The organism is Capnocytophaga sp. oral taxon 902 (assembly GCF_013394735.1).
GTDB classification, from domain to species: Bacteria; Bacteroidota; Bacteroidia; order Flavobacteriales; family Flavobacteriaceae; genus Capnocytophaga; species Capnocytophaga ochracea.
This window is the reverse complement of record NZ_CP058261.1, coordinates 1,222,298-1,242,405: the sequence shown is the minus strand read 5'-3', so window position 1 is coordinate 1,242,405 and position 20,108 is coordinate 1,222,298. Positions and strand designations below refer to the sequence as shown.

The 20,108-nt window shown below is 35.7% G+C and carries 18 protein-coding genes; 11 read left to right on the top strand and 7 right to left on the bottom strand.

Annotation, left to right across the window (positions count from 1 at the left end; genetic code table 11):
* Window positions 1-117: 117 nt before the first annotated feature.
* The 11 genes from HW278_RS05280 to HW278_RS05230 all read left to right on the top strand — a co-directional run bounded on the left by HW278_RS05280 (window position 118) and on the right by HW278_RS05230 (window position 12,715).
* Window positions 118-300: a hypothetical protein gene (locus HW278_RS05280; protein ID WP_009417229.1), complete on the top strand. Its 183-nt coding sequence runs from the start codon at window positions 118-120 to the stop codon at window positions 298-300.
* A complete protein-coding gene (locus HW278_RS05275) occupies window positions 287-850 on the top strand; it encodes a GNAT family N-acetyltransferase (protein WP_178977153.1) in 564 nt (187 codons plus the stop codon). Before HW278_RS05280 ends, HW278_RS05275 begins: the two co-directional genes overlap by 14 nt.
* A 24-nt stretch (window positions 851-874) precedes the next feature.
* The gene (locus tag HW278_RS05270; protein ID WP_178977152.1) at window positions 875-1,999 is read left to right on the top strand and encodes a DegT/DnrJ/EryC1/StrS family aminotransferase; all 1,125 of its coding nucleotides are present in this window, start codon (window positions 875-877) and stop codon (window positions 1,997-1,999) included.
* A gap of 57 nt (window positions 2,000-2,056) precedes the next feature.
* Window positions 2,057-3,643 (top strand): DNA methyltransferase, encoded by a 1,587-nt coding sequence (locus HW278_RS05265; protein WP_178977151.1) that lies wholly within the window; start codon window positions 2,057-2,059, stop codon window positions 3,641-3,643.
* 7 nt (window positions 3,644-3,650) lie between these two features.
* Window positions 3,651-5,432, top strand: coding sequence for an AIPR family protein (locus HW278_RS05260; RefSeq protein ID WP_178977150.1), 1,782 nt, complete (start codon window positions 3,651-3,653; stop codon window positions 5,430-5,432).
* A complete protein-coding gene (locus HW278_RS05255; protein ID WP_178977149.1) occupies window positions 5,407-6,180 on the top strand; it encodes a TdeIII family type II restriction endonuclease in 774 nt (257 codons plus the stop codon). Before HW278_RS05260 ends, HW278_RS05255 begins: the two co-directional genes overlap by 26 nt.
* A gap of 10 nt (window positions 6,181-6,190) precedes the next feature.
* Entirely contained in the window at window positions 6,191-7,159 is a 969-nt protein-coding gene (locus HW278_RS05250; protein ID WP_178977148.1) for a glycoside hydrolase family 130 protein, read from the top strand.
* A 118-nt stretch (window positions 7,160-7,277) separates the two neighbouring features.
* A complete protein-coding gene (locus tag HW278_RS05245) occupies window positions 7,278-8,507 on the top strand; it encodes a 3-deoxy-D-manno-octulosonic acid transferase (protein WP_178977147.1) in 1,230 nt (409 codons plus the stop codon).
* 683 nt (window positions 8,508-9,190) lie between these two features.
* Window positions 9,191-9,967 (top strand): acid phosphatase, encoded by a 777-nt coding sequence (locus HW278_RS05240; RefSeq protein ID WP_002674231.1) that lies wholly within the window; start codon window positions 9,191-9,193, stop codon window positions 9,965-9,967.
* A gap of 11 nt (window positions 9,968-9,978) precedes the next feature.
* Window positions 9,979-11,193 (top strand): OprO/OprP family phosphate-selective porin, encoded by a 1,215-nt coding sequence (locus HW278_RS05235; RefSeq protein WP_009422377.1) that lies wholly within the window; start codon window positions 9,979-9,981, stop codon window positions 11,191-11,193.
* Between the two features lie 235 nt (window positions 11,194-11,428).
* Window positions 11,429-12,715 (top strand): histidine-type phosphatase, encoded by a 1,287-nt coding sequence (locus tag HW278_RS05230; protein ID WP_178977146.1) that lies wholly within the window; start codon window positions 11,429-11,431, stop codon window positions 12,713-12,715.
* 337 nt (window positions 12,716-13,052) lie between these two features.
* On the opposite strand, the gene HW278_RS05225 is transcribed toward HW278_RS05230, so the two are convergent.
* Genes HW278_RS05225 through HW278_RS05195 form a run of 7 tightly spaced genes read right to left on the bottom strand, consistent with a single transcriptional unit; the run spans window position 13,053 to window position 20,108 of the window.
* Entirely contained in the window at window positions 13,053-14,171 is a 1,119-nt protein-coding gene (locus HW278_RS05225; RefSeq protein WP_178977145.1) for a glycosyltransferase, read from the bottom strand.
* Complete coding sequence (locus HW278_RS05220) at window positions 14,168-15,202, bottom strand: glycosyltransferase family 4 protein (protein ID WP_178977144.1); 1,035 nt, start codon at window positions 15,200-15,202, stop codon at window positions 14,168-14,170. The genes HW278_RS05225 and HW278_RS05220 overlap by 4 nt, the downstream gene beginning before the upstream one ends.
* Window positions 15,203-15,207: 5 nt before the next feature.
* Window positions 15,208-16,284 (bottom strand): EpsG family protein, encoded by a 1,077-nt coding sequence (locus tag HW278_RS05215; protein ID WP_178977143.1) that lies wholly within the window; start codon window positions 16,282-16,284, stop codon window positions 15,208-15,210.
* A 38-nt stretch (window positions 16,285-16,322) separates the two neighbouring features.
* Window positions 16,323-17,096, bottom strand: a complete 774-nt coding sequence (locus HW278_RS05210) for a glycosyltransferase family 2 protein (RefSeq protein WP_178977142.1) — start codon at window positions 17,094-17,096, stop codon at window positions 16,323-16,325.
* The gene (locus tag HW278_RS05205) at window positions 17,093-18,109 is read right to left on the bottom strand and encodes a hypothetical protein (RefSeq protein WP_178977141.1); all 1,017 of its coding nucleotides are present in this window, start codon (window positions 18,107-18,109) and stop codon (window positions 17,093-17,095) included. The genes HW278_RS05210 and HW278_RS05205 overlap by 4 nt, the downstream gene beginning before the upstream one ends.
* Window positions 18,106-19,230, bottom strand: coding sequence for a non-hydrolyzing UDP-N-acetylglucosamine 2-epimerase (gene wecB, locus HW278_RS05200; RefSeq protein ID WP_178977140.1), 1,125 nt, complete (start codon window positions 19,228-19,230; stop codon window positions 18,106-18,108). The genes HW278_RS05205 and wecB overlap by 4 nt, the downstream gene beginning before the upstream one ends.
* On the bottom strand, window positions 19,221-20,108 hold the full coding sequence (locus tag HW278_RS05195) for a glycosyltransferase family 2 protein (protein ID WP_178977139.1): 888 nt from the start codon (window positions 20,106-20,108) through the stop codon (window positions 19,221-19,223). Before HW278_RS05195 ends, wecB begins: the two co-directional genes overlap by 10 nt.

The window sequence follows — 20,108 nt, the reverse complement described above, 5'->3', positions numbered from 1 at the left end:
GAACTGTGACGCGGTAGGCATTACGTAGTCGTAGTGCGACGGGCTATTAGGACTTTAACAAAAGTCGTAGCAAAGCAACACTAACTATTAAGGATTAAAAACTAAGGATTAAGTATTATGGCAAGAGAAATAAAACCAACACCTGTATTAGAAGGGCAAGATGTAATAGAGTTCTACAAAAAATTAGCAGGTTTTAGACGAAGCTTAGCTGAAAAAGGAATTACACGTGAGAGCGTTCGCAAGAATGCTATGCTATTGAAGTCAATTTTTAAAGACGATAGAGATAATGCAAACAGATGATTTTGCACAACTTTTAAAAGGCTTATCTTTTTTTCGACTTAAAGAAGGACATAGAATAAAGCCTTTTGATTGTGGAGACGACGATTTGAATGAGTTTCTTTTTGAGGAAGCAGTTCCTTACCGAAAACAATTACTTGCCACCACTTTTGTTATTGAAAATGATGAGCGTACTTTAGGTTATTACAGTCTATTGAATGATAGTCTGTTACTCAAAGAAGAGATGTTCTCATCAAAAAGTCAGTATAACAAATTTCGCAGAGAGTTATTACCCTATCCTAAACGGCATTTAAACAACGTTCCTTCTCTAAAAATAGGGAGATTGGCTATCGATAAAACTTTTAAAGGTAAAGGGTTAGGAAGAATTATTATTGATACTATTATCAATCACTGTGTAGATTTGAATGAAGATGAGGCTTGTCGCCTTATTACAGTTGATGCATATGCACAAGCAGTAAGTTTCTATCAAAAGATAGGGTTTGAATTTCTAACGAAATTAGATGAAGGAGAAGAAACAAGATTAATGTTTCTTGATTTGATAAGTTTTTTGTAACGAACGATTAATAATATTCGACATATGAAAAAAATACAAATGGTTGACCTACAAGGTCAGTACGAAAGAATTAAAAACGAAGTACAAGCTTCTTTTGAAGAAGTACTCAACACCACAGCTTTTATTAACGGTCCCCAAGTACAAGCCTTCCAAAAAGAATTGGAAAACTATATGGGCGTGAAACACGTAATCCCCTGCGCCAACGGTACTGATGCCCTACAAATAGCAATGATGGGGCTCGGACTCAAAGAAGGCGATGAAGTTATCACTGCCGATTTTACCTTCGCAGCAACTGTGGAAGTGATTGCCCTACTGAAACTCACCCCTGTATTGGTAGATGTATACGACGATACTTTCGACATCAACATAGAGGCAATTGAAAAAGCTATTACTCCTCGCACGAAAGCCATAGTACCCGTGCATTTGTTCGGTCAGCCAGCTAATATGGAAGCTGTAATGACTTTGGCTAAAAAACATAACCTCTTTGTGATTGAAGACAATGCGCAAGCCATTGGTGCTGATTATACTTTTGCCGATGGACATAAACAAAAAGTAGGCACTATCGGTCACGTAGGGGCAACATCTTTCTTCCCTTCTAAGAACCTCGGTTGCTACGGCGACGGAGGAGCTATCTTCACTAACGACGACGACCTCGCTTACACTCTTCGCGGTATCGTAAATCACGGTATGTACGTGCGTTATCACCACGATGTAGTAGGGGTAAACTCTCGTCTCGACTCTTTACAAGCAGCAGTTTTGCGCGCCAAACTCCCTCACTTAAACGATTATAATGCCCGTCGACGTGAAGCTGCTCGCAAATATACAGAAGCTCTTAAAGGCAATCCTCATATCATTACCCCTATAATCGCAAAAGGTAACGACCACGTATTCCACCAATATACCCTCCGCATTACCAATGGCAAACGCGATGAACTCGCTAAGGTTTTTGGTGAAAATGGAGTGCCTTTTGGTATTTACTACCCTATACCATTGCACGCCCAAAAAGCCTATACCCGCAACTCTTATAACGAAGCTGATTTTGGTGTTACTAATAAATTAGTACAAGAAGTTATCTCTCTGCCTATGCACACCGAGCTTGACGACGAGCAAATAGCGTTTATCACAGAATTGATAAAGAAAACAGTGTAATTGTAGATCGTGGTAGGACAGGCAAAAAGGCAGTAATATCCATCGGATTAGAAAAATATGCCAAATACAAATCAATACTTTACATTGCAACAAGCCTCATTGTGGGCAACGGAATATATGGGGAAGAATGTTACTTCCTCAAATATCTCCTATTTAGTACAGTATGGTAAAGTAAAGAAATTTGAAAACAATGGCATCACTCAAATCGCTAAAGAGGAACTTAAAGCCTATTACGATGCTTTGGGTGGAAATCGCGCCTCACAGTGGAAAGAGAAATTAGGTAATGATCTCAACTGGAGCCTGTCATTTGAGCAATATAAAGAAGCAGAAACCACTAAACACGTACATCGATTGCACCCTTACAAAGGGAAGTTTATTCCACAGTTAGTAGAATACTTTTTAGATGCCCATACCGATACTTTCAAAAAAGAAGTCTTTTTTAAAGCTGGCGATATAGTTCTCGACCCTTTTTCGGGTAGTGGTACTACTATGGTGCAAGCCTCAGAACTGGGTATGCATGCTATAGGAGTAGATGTGTCGGCTTTCAATGCGCTCATAGGCAATGCTAAGGTAGGACATTATGATTTGGTAGATGCGTATAATGAAACGCACCGCATTACCCAAGCCTTAAAGGAGTTTTTAGCAAAAAAACACATACTTGCCTTTGATGCTGAACTTACTGAAGCACTCAATAATTTCAATAAAGAGTACTTCCCCGTGCCTGACTATAAATACCGCTTACAACGCAAAGAGGTAGACGGCAAAGTGTATGGCGCTGAGAAAGAGCAACTGTTTTTACCTATTTATCAGAGTCTCATAGAAAAGTACCACATTCAGCTAAAACAAGCTAAAGCCGATACGTTTTTAGACAAATGGTATATACAACACGTACGCGAGGAGATAGATTTTGTGTTTAACCTTATTAAACAGATAGCTAATCCCGCTACCAAGCGTATAATTACTCTTATATTGAGTCGTACTATTCGCAGTTGTCGCGCTACCACTCACGCCGATTTAGCAACCTTGATAGAGCCAGTAACTACCACTTATTATTGTGCCAAACACGGCAAGGTGTGCAAACCTCTTTTTTCTATATTGAAATGGTGGGAGACCTACACTAAAGACACTATCAAGCGTTTGCAACAATTTAAAGAATTGCGTACGAATACCTACCAAAAGTGTTTACAAGGCGATAGTCGTACTATTGACATCTTTGAGGCATTAGAGCATAAGAACCCTGAGTTTGCTGCTTTGGCAAGAAAGCAGAAAATAAAGGGGATTTTCTCATCACCCCCTTATGTAGGGCTGATTGATTATCACGAACAACACGCTTATGCTTACGACCTTTTTGGTTTTGAGCGCAATGACGATAAAGAGATAGGCCCCCTTTACAAAGGACAAGGGCAGGAAGCCAAACGTATGTATGTAGCGGGTATTGCTGAGGTGCTTGCCAATAGCAAACGCTTTTTAGCCGATGATTATGACGTGTTTTTGGTAGCTAATGACAAATACGGTTTATACCCCGAAATAGCCGAGCGAGCAGGAATGCGCATTGTAAATCAATACAAACGCCCTGTACTCAATCGCACCGAAAAAGACAAAAACGCGTATGCTGAGATTATATTTCATTTAAAAGAAAAATAGAAAAGTTATGGATAATCCAAGATTAAGAGGAATTGTAGAAAGATTTGCAACTGCTAAACAACTTGCAGATCAAAATTTTTCTGATAAATATCAAATATTTATCAATTATATTTTACTAAAAGAAATATACTATCAAATAAACGAAGAATATCCTTATGAAAGTTTTTTTAATATATCTCTTTTAGAGGATATTAACTTTGGAAAAGATGGTACTATGGCTATTGATGGTTGTTTCTTAATATGTAAAAAGGAAATAATTCATCTTGGCATGGATTTAGATGAAATATCTAGCAAATTAGATAAACTTAAAGATAAAGATGAGTTAAATATAATCCTTATTCAAACAAAAAAAGGAAAATTAGAAACAACAGACTTAAGCACTTTATCAGATTGTTTAAATACACATTTTAAAGACCAAACCGAATGGGAAAAATTTGTTTCTTTGAGGAAGTTGATTGATAAATTATGGGCAGAAAAAGGAAATATTAATATTAAGTTTTTTTGTTATTATGTTTCCGAACCAGTAGATAAAAACCTTTTTAAAAACTCAACATTTAGTGTTAGAGTAGAGGCTTTAAAAAAGGCAATGAAAGGATATTTTTGGATTAAAACAGATGAAGATATCTGTATAGATTTTTGCGATTCTGATAAAATATATGAAATTCATAAAACACATGAAGAAAATGTAAGTATTGTGTCCAAATTAATTCAATATATAAATATAACAAGTGAAATTGAAATTAAACATATTGGAAAAATATTGTTTGGTGCTATTACTTTTGGGGAATTAATGAATATTATTTATGATAAGGATAAGAAAAAGAGATATGAATTATATGAATACAATGTTCGTGATGAACTAAAAAGTTCTTCTATAAAGAAAGATATAATAGATACAATAAAACAAAAAGGAGAACAATTTATTCTTTTAAACAATGGCATTACCTTTATAGTTGATAAGCAAGAAAAGAGAGGTGAAAAATCAATTAAACTTGATAATATAAAGATTGTAAATGGCTGCCAGACTTCTAATGCTATTATAGATGTTTGTAAAAATACTGATGCTTATAATCATCTTCAAGTGAGTATTAGAATTATTGAAACACAAAAAGATGAAATATTATTAGGCAATATCACATACTCATCAAATAATCAAAATGAAGTAACAAAAGAAAATTTGATTTCTATAGAACCTCGTATGTTTGAGTTAGAAAAAGAATTCAAAGACTTTAAATTGGAAGAGACAACTTCTCTTGAAACTGTATTATTTGAAAGAAGAGAAGGACAATATAGAGGACAAAACTTTAATTATATAGATACACTTGCTTTAGCAAGGGCATATATATCCTTGTGGGAAGGTCTTCCAAATGAATGTGTAATGTATAGGACTGAAATATTTGAAAAATATATAAATATTATAAAAGAGGAAAGAGAAGATGTTATAAAGAAATCTCTTATTGCAGGGACTTTGTGGTATAATATCTATAAACAAATTTCTCCTCTATATGATAATGCAAGATATCATATTTTTGCTGTAATTACAAGGAATAATCTTAATTTAGAAAATCCAGATATTAATCAAATCCGGAAAGAAAATATTTCTTCTGAAATACGAAAAGTAATACAAGCTATAATTGAGTGTGTAGATGAAAATGGAGAACTTGTTTTTCCTCCTTCAACTGCAAAAGGTAAAATACACTATAGAAAATTTTACAAGGCAGATGCTTTAAGTCAAATAGAAAATAAATACAAAGAGATTTCAAATGCTAACCCCACAACAAATAACTAATGTAGAAAACACCCTTAGGCATAGTCTTAGAACAAAGTTTCAGCACTATAACCCTGAACCTGCGGTGATGCCTTTTCATACACGCTTATTGGGTAAAGATCGTATGGCACTGTTTTCGTTTATTCATTCTTTAAATACTAATTTTGGGACGAGCATTTTTGAGCCTGTGGCTAAATCATTAGCTGAATCTCGGTTTAAAGTTGCTAAACTACAAGCGGTAGCAGGTGATAAGATAAGTGAAAAAGCGCAACGGGTTATCCAAGATATTATGGACAATCTTACCGTAAATGGTAACCCTAATAAGGAAGCAGAAATAGAAGCTATTAGGGCTGTTTGCCAAGAAGGGAAAATGAACACCGTAAAGCCTACCAAAGTAGATGTGTGGTTAGAAAGTCATTCAGATGAACTTTTCTTGTTTGACATTAAAACAGCTAAACCTAACAAAGGAGGTTTTAAAGAATTTAAACGCACTTTATTAGAATGGGTAGGCTGTGTGTTAGCTGAAAATCCTAACAGAAAAATACATACCCTTATTGCTATCCCTTATAATCCGTATGAGCCTAAACCTTATTCGCGCTGGACGATGGCGGGAATGTTAGATTTAGATAACGAGCTAAAAGTAGCCCAAGAGTTTTGGGATTTTCTCGCAGGAGAGAATGCCTATCAAGGTTTGTTAGATTGCTTTGAACGCGTAGGTATAGAGTTACATAATGAAATTGATGAGTACTTTAAAAGATTTAATAACTAAAACAAAAATAATGAGTCAAAAAATTCCTTGGCAAGAACGCCCTGCGGGTTGTACCGATGTAATGTGGCGTTATTCTGAAAACCCTATTATCGGTAGGTATGATATCCCTACCTCTAACAGTATTTTTAACTCGGCTGTTGTGCCTTTTGGCAACGGCTATGCAGGGGTATTCCGCTGCGACAACAAAGCAGTTCAAATGAACATCTTTGCTGGCTTCAGTAAAGATGCTATTCACTGGGAAATCAACCACGAACCTATCGTGATGAAAGGTGGTAATACTGATTTCTTACATTCTGAGTATAAGTACGACCCTCGCGTAACGTTTATCGAAGACCGCTATTGGGTAACTTGGTGTAATGGCTATTGTGGTCCTACCATCGGGATTGCTTATACTTTTGATTTCAAAGAGTTTTTCCAATGCGAGAATGCCTTTTTGCCTTTCAACCGCAACGGGGTGCTCTTCCCTGAGAAAATCAACGGTAAATACGCAATGCTTAGCCGCCCAAGTGATAACGGACATACACCTTTCGGTGATATTTTCATCAGCTATAGCCCCGATATGAAATACTGGGGTGAACACCGCTGCGTGATGAAAGTAACACCTTTTATAGATAGCGCTTGGCAATGTACCAAAATAGGAGCAGGAGCTGTGCCTATCAAAACAAAAGATGGTTGGTTATTGTTCTATCACGGGGTGATCAACACTTGCAACGGTTTCCGCTACTCTATGGGGGCTGCATTGTTAGACCTCAACAATCCAAGCAAGGTAGTCGCTCGTACACAGCCTTACCTCTTGGCGCCTGCCACTCTCTACGAAACTACCGGCGATGTGCCTAATGTGGTATTCCCTTGTGCTGCCTTGCATTCTATCGAAGAAGACAAAGTAGCAGTGTACTACGGTGCTGCCGATACAGTAGTGGGCGTTGCCTTCGGACGTATTTCCGAAATTGTAAAATTCACTAAAGAAAACTCATTGTAAACAGATAAATATAACAAGTGAAAAAGCGCAAGCCGACGGCTTGCGCTTTTTTTATTGCCCCTTTTTTACTACCTTTGCGCCTTGTATCGTCATTTGTCATTCGTAATTCATCATTAAAATGTACACATTCTCTCTTTATATCATCAAGGCAGTCCTCCCTCTCATTGCCCTATTCAACAAAAAGATACACCTCTTTGTAAGCGGACGTAAAACCGTATGGACTACCCTTACCGCCAAACTCGACCCTCATACCCGCTACGTGTGGATACATACCGCTTCTCTCGGCGAGTTCGAACAAGGTTTGCCCGTTGTTAAAGCCCTGAAAAAACAAGGCTATAAGATACTCATTACCTTCTTTTCTCCCTCAGGCTACGAGGTGCGCAAAAACACCCCCGATGCCGATATAGTGGTCTATCTTCCTCTTGATACACCCGCTAATGCCCGCAAGTTCGTGCAAATGGTAAATCCTGCAATGGCTATTTTTGTGAAATACGAGTTTTGGGTCAATTACCTTACCGAGCTCAAAAAAGCACAAGTACCCACTTATTTGCTCTCCGGTATTTTTCGCAAAAATCAAATCTTCTTCAAGCCTTACGGCGGAATGATGCGCCGAGCCCTGCATTGCTTTACTCATTTTTTTGTGCAGAACGAGCTTTCTCAGCAACTACTTAAAAACTTAGGCTTCAATAATGTAACTGTCAGTGGCGACACCCGCTTCGACCGTGTAGCCGAAATATTGGAACGAGACAACCATTTAGATTTTGTAGAGCAGTTCAAAGGAAACAATCTATGTGTGGTCTTCGGTAGTTCGTGGGCTACCGACGAAGACATTTACTTGCAGTATATCAACACTTGCACTGCCCCAGTGAAGTTCATCATTGCCCCTCATAATATTCACCCTACCGATATCGCAGAACTCAAACACAACCAACAGAAGTTAAGCCGTAAAGTTGCTTTATTCTCCGAGAAAGACTCTCTCAACCTCTCTGATTACGACGTACTCATCATCGATACCATAGGCATTCTCACCAAAGTGTACAGCTATGCCGATATAGCCTATGTAGGAGGTGGAATGGGCACTACGGGCTTACACAATGTCTTAGAGCCCGCCGTATTTGGGGTACCTGTAATCATCGGTAAGAATTATGAAAAGTTCAATGAAGCAAAGGAGTTAGTCACCTTAGGAGGCGTTCTCTCCGTAAGCAGTAAAGAAGAATTTGCCCAGGTGATGAATAACCTTGTTGTTTCACCCGAAAAGCGCATCGCTATAGGCAATATCAATCGCCAATATATAAACGAAAAACAAGGCGCTACTAAGACTTTTTTACAAGCAATAACTTTGCCTTAGCTTCGCCTTACCACCTCTTTACCTTCGTTTTACCTTCGCTTTTCCGTCGCTACATTCCCCCTATTACCTCCGTCATTCATCATTCGTCCCTCGTCATTCCTTCCCTTTTCCGTCATACTCCCCCTAGTGCCTATGGCCTAAGGCCTATCGCCTTTTCCCTTTCTTTCGCCTCGAAACCCCGATTTTACCATTTTTTGCATCGCTGTATTATATTATGAATCAACCATTTATATACCCTTTCTATACCAATCGTCCAAGATTCGTATAAGCTTCCTATAAGCTCTCTATAAGCTAACCCCACCCTCCTTACACCCTTTTTTCACCAAATTTTCACTCAGCCATCTTCCGATTTCTTCTGTTTCCTTCCGCTCTCTCTAACCTATCCAATTTGTCTGATAAGTCTGACCTGTCAAAAAATGATTTTTATCACTATTCATTTTCTAATTTCCTAATTCTCTCATTTTCTCATTCTCTCATTTCTCCCCCGCCCGTGCGACTCACACCTCGCACCTTGCACCTAAAAACCACAAAATCACCATATTTGTTTTTATTTCTTTCTTTTTTAGTAAATATTTTTTTGAAATAATTTGCACATTTATTCTTTTCTTTCTACATTTGTAGTGTTTTTTAAAACCTAAATACCTTCCAAAAGAGAATACAATAAATTTTAACTGTATAATAAGATGAGAAAAACATTATTATTCGTAGCCTTGCTATCGGTGATGGCAACTACATTCGCACAAGAGAAAATCAAAGACGTAAGAACCAAACCCGACCTCTACTTCTTGCAAATCGGTGAGGTGGCAAACAGTCTTGAACTCCTACCTCCTCCTCCTCAACCAGGTAGTATTCTTTTCCTTAACGACGAAGCCCAATACCAGTGGGGCTTAATGCAACGCCGTACCCCTCGTGGTGAGCAAGCCGTATCCGATGCTCGTGTAGAGGGTCCTGGTGTGCCTAATGCTTTTTCCGAAGCTTTTGGCATCAAGATTTCTAAGGAAACTACTCCCGAAATCTTCAAACTCGTAGTAAATATGCGCGAAGATGCAGGCGACCTCGCTACTCGTGCCGCCAAAGAACACTATATGCGCGTGCGTCCGTTTGCTTTCTACGAAAAGACCACTTGCAATCCCGAACAACAAAAAGAACTCTCTACTAATGGTTCTTATCCCTCTGGTCACACCGCTATCGGGTGGGCTACCGCTTTGGTGCTTGCCGAAATCAATGTCGATAGACAAAACGAAATCCTCAAACGCGGATATGAAATGGGACAAAGTCGCGTGATTTGTGGTTACCATTTCCAAAGTGATGTAGATGCTGCTCGTCTCGTAGCAAGTGCCGTAGTAGCGCGTCTCCACGCCAATGATGCCTTTATGAAACAACTAGAAAAAGCTAAAAAAGAGTTTGAAGGACTTGTAAAAAAAGGCAAAGTAAAGAAAAGTGAACGTATGACTAAATAAAATTTAAAACTATGAAAAAGATATATTTTATGATGTTCAGCCTAATGGCTGTGGGCTATACCTATGCCCAAGAAGAACCAACCACCGTTACCGATACCACCGAACCTATGCCCGCTACACCTGTACAGGAAGCTCCTAAACCCGAAGAAAAGTTAGAAGTAAAACCCGGAGGACGTATTTTATTGGACGCTGGTTATTTCAATGCCAATGAGCAAAAAGATAAGTTTGTAAGTGGGGTAGCTATCCCCGATGTGCGTATGGGCTTAGGCGTACGCTATGGTAATTGGAAAGGAAAAGTAGATATCGGCTTTGCTTATGGCAAAGTTTCCCCTAAGGATATCTTTATCGAATACGGTTTCAGCAAACACACACTTTTGCGTGGAGGTTATTTCGTACACCAATTCGGTATGCAAAGTGCCACCAGTTCTTCTTTCAAAATATCGATGGAAGAACCCCAAAGTAACGAGGCTTTCTTCAATTCTCGTCTCATCGGTTTGATGCTCTTACACCAAAAAGATGACTTTATGGGTACTTTAAGCCTCTTTGCCGAAGGTGAAACGATGAAGAAAAGTTCTGATGCTACAGGCGACCAAGGTATGGGTATGATGAGCCGTTTGCTCTATCGCCCACAACGTGAAGAAGGCAAGATTTTTCACGTAGGACTCTCAGGTGCTTTCGAAACACCTCGTTATAACGAAACACCAGCTCTTAACCACAACTCTTATGTGCTCAAAACACCTTTCCCTACTCGTATCGCTAAGGTAACCGCACAACAAGCAACTATTGATAACGCTACTTTCCTTTATAAATTCTCTCCCGAATTGCTCTTTGCGCGTGGTCGTTTAGGGTTAGAAGCCCAATATTACTATGTGAATGTAAATCGCAAGAGCGGTTTCGATAATTTCAAAGCAAGTGGTGCTTATGGTATGTTCCGTGCTATCGTAAAAGGAAACCCTTACGAATATACTGATATCGATGGAGGTATCGCTACTCCCAGACCTGGTGCTATGGAACTCGTTGCTGGTTATAACTATACCGATTTATCCGACCCTAAAGCGGGTATCTTAGGAGGTCGCCTCAACGATTATTCACTTACATTCAACTATTATATCAATAAGTATATGATTTGGCGTGTACGTGCTTCCTACACCGGTGTTACTTACCGTGAAAGCATTCCCGACACCAATTTAAGTCTTATCGAAACTCGTTTGCAAATCAAATTCTAAGTGCGAGTCGCACAGGCAATTGTAAAAGGACTGTTTGAAAAGTTTTTATAGAGGTATAATTGTGGATTGTCCCCCTTTTGGAGGGGAACAGGGGAGGTTTATTATCATATAGTTATAAAAGACCTCTCAACATATGGCAGTCACAAACTTTGCCAAAGCTCGTAGCACGAGATGCAATTAAAACTTTGCCAAAGTTACAAAGTTAAAGAATATAATTTTCTAATTAAAACACAGTATGAAAATAAGAATCATAACTCTACAAGCATTACTACTCCTCTTGTGTCCGCTCTTAGCGATGGCACAACTCAACCGCTCCGAAAGTTTTAAAAGCCAATACAAGCTCAAAGAAGTGGTGATCCTCAGCCGTCATAACATTCGCTCCTCTCTATCAGTGAACGGGAGTACCTTGCAAAAAATGACGCCTCACGAGTGGATAAAATGGAGCGCTGCCCCCAGTGAACTTACCCTTCGTGGGGGAGCACTCGAAACCATTATGGGTCAGTTTTTCCGCAAATGGACAGTAGCCGAAGGACTTTTTACTGAAAATGCAGTTCCCTCTGTTGATGAAGTGAATTTCTATGCTAATAGTATGCAACGCACCATTGCGACGGCACAATATTTCTCCTCAGGATTTATGCCCGTAGCCAATTTGCATATCAACCACCGCTTTACCCCCAGCAAAATGGACCCTGTGTTCTTCCCTGCGCTTACTAAAAGTAGCCCTGCTTTCAAAGCACAAGCAATGAAAGAAATTGCTGCTATGGGAGGTAAAAAAGGTATTGTGGGCATCAACGAGGGATTGAAAGACTCTTACCAACTCTTGGAAAAAGTACTCGATTTGAAGAACTCACCCGCTTGTAAATCCGGTGAAGTGTGTGCTTTCAACGATTACAACACCCAGTTGAAACTCGAAAAAGGTGATGAACCTAATATGAAAGGTTCGTTGAAGTTAGCTAACTCCGCTTCCGATGCTTTTATTTTGCAATATTATGAAGATAAAGACCCTGTGCAAGCAGCATTTGGCAACAACCTCACCACCTCCGACTGGGAAAAAATCGCTAAGGTAAAAGATGTCTATGGCGATGTGCTTTTCACCGCTCCTATTGTAGCCGTGAACGTAGCGCACCCACTATTAGTGTATATGAAAGACGAGCTCAACGCCAAAAACCGTAAATTCACTTTCCTTTGCGGTCACGATTCTAATATTGCCAGCGTGAATGCCGCTTTGGAAGTAGAAGAATACAGTTTGCCAAAATCTATTGAGAAGAAAACCCCAATAGGCAGCAAACTCGTGTTTGAAAAATGGGTAGACAACAGCGGTAAAGAGTTTGTATCGGTAAACATTGTATACCAAACCACCGAACAATTGCGTGGAATGGAACTATTGGATATGCAAAATCCGCCAGTGGTATTCCCTCTAAAACTCAAAGGGATGAAAGCCAATGCCGATGGTCTCTACACTTTAGAAAGTGTAAACGACCGCTTCGACAAAGCTATTCGTGCTTATGAAGCTATCAAATAGTATAGTATATTTATTAAAACAATAAAAAAGCTGTCCTATCTCAGGACAGCTTTTTTATTGTTTCACATATCTCTTTAAGTAGAATCTTAAAATTCTTAGCCCAAATTCACATTAAAGAATATGAAAAAAATTAATTATAAGAAGTTTTGATTTTGCAAATAATACTCATACATCAATTTAATTCCCTCTTGGAGTTCTATGGAATGTTTCCACCCTAGCTGGTGTAGTGAAGGATGAGATTGAGGTGTTCTAAAAGAGGATCTTGGTAAAGGTGGTCAGTATAATCAATGTTGAAGAGAGAAGAGCGGGGCTGTTACGTTCTAAAATATTCATAGTGCTATATTTTTAATATCTCTAAATATAGTTTCTCAAATTCTTCTACCATTTTTTCTTTTGTAAATTCTTCTTCATATCTTTTTTTGGCTCCTATTGATAACTGTTGACACTTCCTTTCATCAGTAAGTAATTCTATAATAGCTTCTGTCAATTTGTTAGCATCTTTAGGGGGGACTATAATACCCGATATATTATTGAGGTTGACCCAATCTACCCCTGAACCCTTGATACTTGTAGAGATAACAGGTTTTCCAAAAGCCATAGCTTCGATTTGTACTACTCCAAAAGCTTCTGAACGCTCTGTAGAGGGGAGACAAAATATATCACAAAGTTGATAATAAGCACCTAACTCTTCAAAAGGAATTTTCCCTAAGAGTTTTACTTTGCCTTCCAAATTATAGGAATGTATTTGCTTTTGTAGTTTGTCTTTTAGTTCCCCTATTCCTGCTATTAAAATAATTGTATTATTAGGTAGGGATTTTGAAGCTTCAATAAGATATTCAAAACCTTTATAATAAACTAATCGGCCTAAGGTAAATATTATTTTCTTGTCTTTATATATTTTTTTAAGATTATCAAATACACTTCTTTTTACAGTTAATTCTTTATCATCAACTCCAATAGGAATGCAAGCTATTTTGTTTCTATATTTTTTTAAGATAGAAGATCCTTCTACATAAGTAGGAGAGGTAACAACGATAGAGGTAGCCTTTCTTAGTAACCAATCTAATAGAGGCTTATAGAAAATCATTAATTTGCGTTGTTTAATAATATCACTATGCCAGTGTAATACAATTTTAGTTTTAGGACGAGTAAGAAAGATGGCTAAATTAGCCATAGGGTTAGGAAGGTGAATATGTATAATATCATATTCATTCTGTATTTTCTTTAAAGTAGTGATGAAAGAAAAACTAAGAGGAGTGGAAGCAATAACTTTTAAAGTATGAGTGCGATATATTTTATAAGTATCGTTAGTAAATATATTTCCTTGAGTATGATTAGAGCATAACACATCTGTTTGAATACCCTTTACATTCAAACCCTCTACAATGTCATAATTAACTTTTTCGATACCCCCAAAATAAGGAGGGTAAAATTTCCCTATATGTAATACTTTCATACTATGTTTTCTAAAATAATTTGAGTAGTTCTTTTAAAATCAAAATGATTAGTTATAAAATCTTTTTGTTCTATTTTTTGAGGAGATAAGGACAATAATTTTTTTGCTAAATCTTCTGCACTCTCTTTATTAAAAAAATAGCAATTTTGGAATTCAGCATAAAGTTCTTTAAAAACCTCAATGTCAGACAATAAACAAGTTGTTCCTAAATAAAGAGCTTCTAAGGGAGGAAGCCCAAAACCTTCATAAATTGATGGTTGCACCAGTATAGAAGCCTTGTTCATATAGTTATAGAGTTCCTCATCGGATATTCTACCTGTAAAAATAATATTTTGATCTTTAAGGAAATCTTCATTAGAGAGTTTAGTTTTAAATCCTTCTTTTTCGCCTACTATTAACAATTGTTTATCAAATCCTTTTTTTCTTGCATATCTCCAGCCTTTCACTAAGGTTTCTAATCCCTTATGAGGTTTGATGTTGCCCACAAAGATAATAAATTCTTTAGAATTAGAAGCTTTTTGTGGAGAATAATTTATAAGTTCTTTTTTGATAGCACAAGGAGCTACAACAATATCTTTTGCTTTTTTGAAATGGAATGAAATCCTTTTCTTAGAGAACTCAGAAACGGTAAATATTTTTTTAGCTATTTTAATAGCTCTATTTAAGTAATATTTCCTTATATAGTAACCTATTTTTGAAGTAAGTTCTTTGATATCCAAGAAAACAACATCGTGGATAAAAGCATAAATGGGTATTTTTATTCCTATTGGGATATTAAAATTAGGGATTAAAAATACGTCATAAGAGTTGATTTTTGAACAAGGGAAGCAAAATAATTCTTTTACTGAAAATATAGGTATATTTACTTCTTGAATTTCTACATTCTTTGCTTTATATTTAGATAGTATATTGAAATTTCCTAACAATAAGTAATTATTCTTCTGCTCAGCCAATAGATAAGGAAGAATACCTTGTAAATAAGTTCCAATACCTGAACTATTATACATTCTACAATCGATAGCTATTTTCATATTTATTAGAACAATATAGATTTATAAGGCACTAAACCATTATTTGGGATGGCTAATGTTTTTATTATTTTAGAAAGAGCATATAAACACAAAAGGAATCCTATCAAAAATTTAGTTACTTTCCCTTTAAAAGCATTAGGCAGACAAGCAAAAAAGAAACACTCATAAAAACGATAATATAAAGAGAGCCTTGTAGCAATAATCTCTACCTCACTAAACAAAAGATAGATGCTAATATTTAGAAGAGCACACCATAAGAATAAATTTTTTGCTCTTTCGGAAAGATGCACTCTATTGATAAAGAAAAAAGTAATGAATAATATTACAAATCTCACAAATGTACTGGATGAATAGAGAATATTAGCATTATAAGATTCATCGTTTTGATAGGATATAATTCTTTCTATTAAGCGCAAATCAACCCCTATAATAGTACCTAATCCTTCTAATATAAAAGTTGTCGCTCCTAAATAAGCAAAAGATACTACAACCCCCAACACTATCCAAAAAATAAGATTTGTGCATTTCTTTTTTACAATAAAAATAATTGGTAGAAAGACAAGTGCTGAGTAATGAAACAAGATTGCTCCTAACAATGACAGATAGAAATACCATTTTTTATTTATAATGAGGGAATAGTAGCTCAGAGCTATAAAACCTAAGGCAAGCCCTTGGCGAATACCATTCATTTCATATGTCAAGAACCAAAAGCTCGAATAAATACAAATAGAAAGTAAGGGATATAAAGAGACTTTTTTAAAAGCGTATACCTTTAGGGATAATGAGATAAAGAAAAATAAGAAGAGAAAAAGGTGGAAATTACCTCCTATATATTTTATAAATTCAGCGAACCACTGAAAACCTATTTCAATATCGTCGGGGTTATTAAAAATATCTCGATAATGAGCAGTATCTGTACCTACTGTTATTTCTCTTAATCCTGCGATGTATAGAAGCCCGAAAATAACGGGGATATAGCTGAATACATATATATAGGTTTTGACTTCTTTAGAGAGTTTCTCTGTAAAGAAGAAGCGAGCTGTAAAAGCTAAAAACGAATATATGGGCACTAAAAAGTACATTTATAATTTAAATAATAAAAAACCTTTAATTCTCCCCTTTAAGCTTCCCCAATAGAACTTTTTATTAGAGGATAATACAATTCCCCTATGCTACGGATAAGATATTTGAGGTACATTATAAAATAAGTATAGTGCTTTCTTCCTAAAATTTCTTTTTTAAATAGTGCTCCAAAGCCGAGCCCATAGGAATAAGCTCTTTGATAGTTGTTAGAAGCAGCGTTTTGAGGATGAAATACTTTAGTATTTTTTGCAAAAATAGCTATGTCTTTTTTATCTAATAGTTGCCATATATAATCAGTTTCCTCACCTGAAGAGAAGAAAGTTCCAACTCCAAGACGCTCATCAAATAATTTCTTCTTATCAAAGATTACAAACAAGTTAAAAGAAATAGCGTATTTAAATAGAGATTTACGACTTACAACATCTGTTTTAGAGATAAAAATATTTTTAGTAATACTATCATAAGCCTCTACTAATGTAATTTTATTTTTTTTCTCTTTGAAAGTATATACAATTTCTTCTAAGAGATTATCACTATAATAACAATCATCATCAGGAAAGCCTATAATATCTCCAGAACATTCTTTAATACCAACATTTCTGTTATAAGAAAGCCCTTTTGTACTACTTCTAATGTATTTAATGTTTAAAATATTAGTATATCTATCAACAATATTCTGAACTTTATAGTGTTCATTCTGATCTACAATAATAAGTTCAAAGTTTTTATATGTTTGTTTTACAAGAGAGTCTAATAGTATGTTAATTTCATCTACACGCCCCAAAGTAGCAGTTACTAATGATATTTTCATAGGTTAGTTTTCTTTATTTTCTCAATAAGGTTATTTATATGAAAATCTTCAGAATAGAAATGGCTAAATACTGTTGATTTGTAATTTTCTAACACATTAATAGCCTCAATATTTTTTTTCTCAAAAGAGATAATCTCTTCTAAAACTTCATCATTATTTGATATTTCAATTTGATATTGTGTATTTTTTAATCCTTCTTTAAAAGCAAAAATATAGTTACTGTATATTGGTATGACTCCATTAGCTAAGTAAGTATTCATTTTTGTAGGAGTAGCAACTCTATTCATTTCAATATCTTTACGGATAATAAATCCATATTTATAATGTTGTAATGCTTCAAACAACTGGTTATAAGGCAAGTGATCTATTAGGACATTTTCTAAGTTATATTTTTTTAAATAATCTTGAGCTTCTTTTTTTTCAGAAGTGTATAGAGTAAGTGTTGCATTTGGTATTTTAGTCTTAATTTCTTTATATATCTGTAACATTTCATCAATACATTGCCATTTAGACATAGTTCCTGCATACACAAATGAAGGAGTTTTATATTTTTCTTTCACAAAAAAACTTTCCTCTATTAATTTCTGATTGAAACAAGGCATTACATAAAAATTATCCTTAAATTTGATTTTATATTTATTCTCATAGTGATATTTCATTCTATCGGAAACAAATAATGCAAAAGAAACTAATTTTAGTGATATATATTCAAAACATCGCCAAAGAATATATTTTAGCCATTTATCTTTTTTTGTATAATTTACTAATATTTCCTCAGGCATAATGCCTTGATACCAACATATTACTTTCTGTTTTCTATTTTTTAAGAGGAGTTTTAGATGGGCTTTAGCATTGACAACAACTACTATTTCTGTTTTTTCTATTTGTTTAATATTATCTACTATAAGGACATCTTCTCCAGACTCTCTTTCCAAAGCCTTTTTAATAATATTTACATAGTGAATAGTAGCATCGTGTCTGTCTCCCTGCTCAAAAAATATTTTATATTTCATTTCTTTTTCTTAAAAAATTCAACTATTCTTTCGCAAGCTTTGCCATCGCCATAGGGGTTATGTAAAGCACTCATTTTTGAGTATTTTTCTTGGTTATTAAGTAGTTGTTCGCATTCATTTACTATTTTTTGCTCATCGGTACCTACCAAGATAACTGTACCTGCACTTACTGCTTCAGGACGCTCGGTAGTGTCACGCATTACCAATACTGGCTTTCCTAAACTAGGGGCTTCCTCTTGTATGCCACCACTATCGGTAATGATAAGATAGGATTGGTTCATCAGCCAAACAAAGGCAGGATAGGCTAAAGGTGCTATGAGCTTCACATTTTCAATACCTGATAATATACGATAAACAGGTTCTTTTACATTAGGGTTTAAATGCACTGGATAGACTATCTGTACCTCAGGATTTTGTAAAGCGATTTTTTTCAGTGCCTGACAGATATGTATAAAGCCTTCGCCTTGATTTTCACGTCGGTGTCCTGTAACTAAGATTAGCTTTTTAGTGCTATCTACTGCCTTTTTTAAAGCATCAATCTCTTTGTCTTGTAACTTTTCTACTTTTTTTGTACTTTCTAAAAGAGCATCTATCACTGTATTGCCCGTTACCAAAATACTTTTTTCGTCTACCCCTTCTTTTAATAGGTTTTGCTTTGCTTGCTGGGTAGGAGCAAAATGAAAATCGGCTATGGCTCCTGTTACTTTTCGGTTAATCTCCTCTGGGAAAGGTGCATATTTATTAAAAGTCCTAAGTCCTGCTTCTATATGGCACACTTTAGCTCCTGCATAAAAGCCTGCAATACTCGCCGCCATAGTGGTAGTAGTATCGCCGTGCACGAATATATAGTTAGGGTTACAATGCTCTAAAACAGTTTTTAGTTCTGTAATAATTGTAGCGGTAAGTGTATACAAATTTTGATTAGGCTTCATCACATTAAGATCATAATCCGCTTTTATCTCAAAGAAATCTAACACTTGATCCAACATCTCACGATGTTGTGCTGTCACACATACTTTTGTATCAAAAGTTGTTTCTTTTTGAAAAGTCTTTATAAGCGGAGCCATTTTAATAGCCTCGGGACGTGTGCCAAATATAAAAAGGAGTTTTGTTATTGCCATATTGTTTTGTAAATATTAAGTCTATTACCTTTGTAAATAGGGTGAATCGTTGTAAATAAAGTATTAAATATCTTCATTAAGAAAAGAGCAAGAAAGCTTTTGTGTTTCTTGTAATACAGAATCTTACTATTCATTAACATTTGGTATTTTTTCAAACACCATTTTGTCTCTTTTTGAACAGTAGAGCCTCCTTCTAAATGAATAAGATGATGATTCGTTAATATTACAGAAGAATATCCTTTTCTTTTCAATCGAAAAAATAAGTCTGTTTCTTCAAAATACATAAAATAATCCTCATCAAAACCTTTTAATTCATTAAAAAGTTCTTTTTTTATAAAAATATCTGCTCCACAAATGTAATCTACTTCTCTCACACCTTCTCCTTTAGTAATAGAAAAAGCTAAAGATAAATTATTATTGTAATAATTATTATATAAATGCCTAAAACCTATATCAGAAAATTCTTGTAGTAATGAAGGGAAATGCCCTGCTGAAATAGTTTTTTGCTGTTGTCCATTAAGCAATGAAACTCCACAAGCTCCTATATTTTCGCTGTCCCTATCTTTCATAAAGTTATATAACACCGATAATGTATTTTCTATAAGCAAAGTATCACTATTAAGCAAAAACAAATACTCACCTTGAGCATACTTTGCTCCAAGATTATTAGCCCTACCAAACCCCAGATTTTCATTGGACTCTATTATTTTCACTAAAGGATAACTTACCTTTATTGCCTCTACTGAATTGTCAGAGGAAGCGTTATCTACTACAATAATCTCGAAATCTATCTCTATTGTATGTTCGTAGATAGATTTTAAACAATTCAGTGTAATATCTTTAGTGTTATAATTAATTATGATAATAGATACCCACAT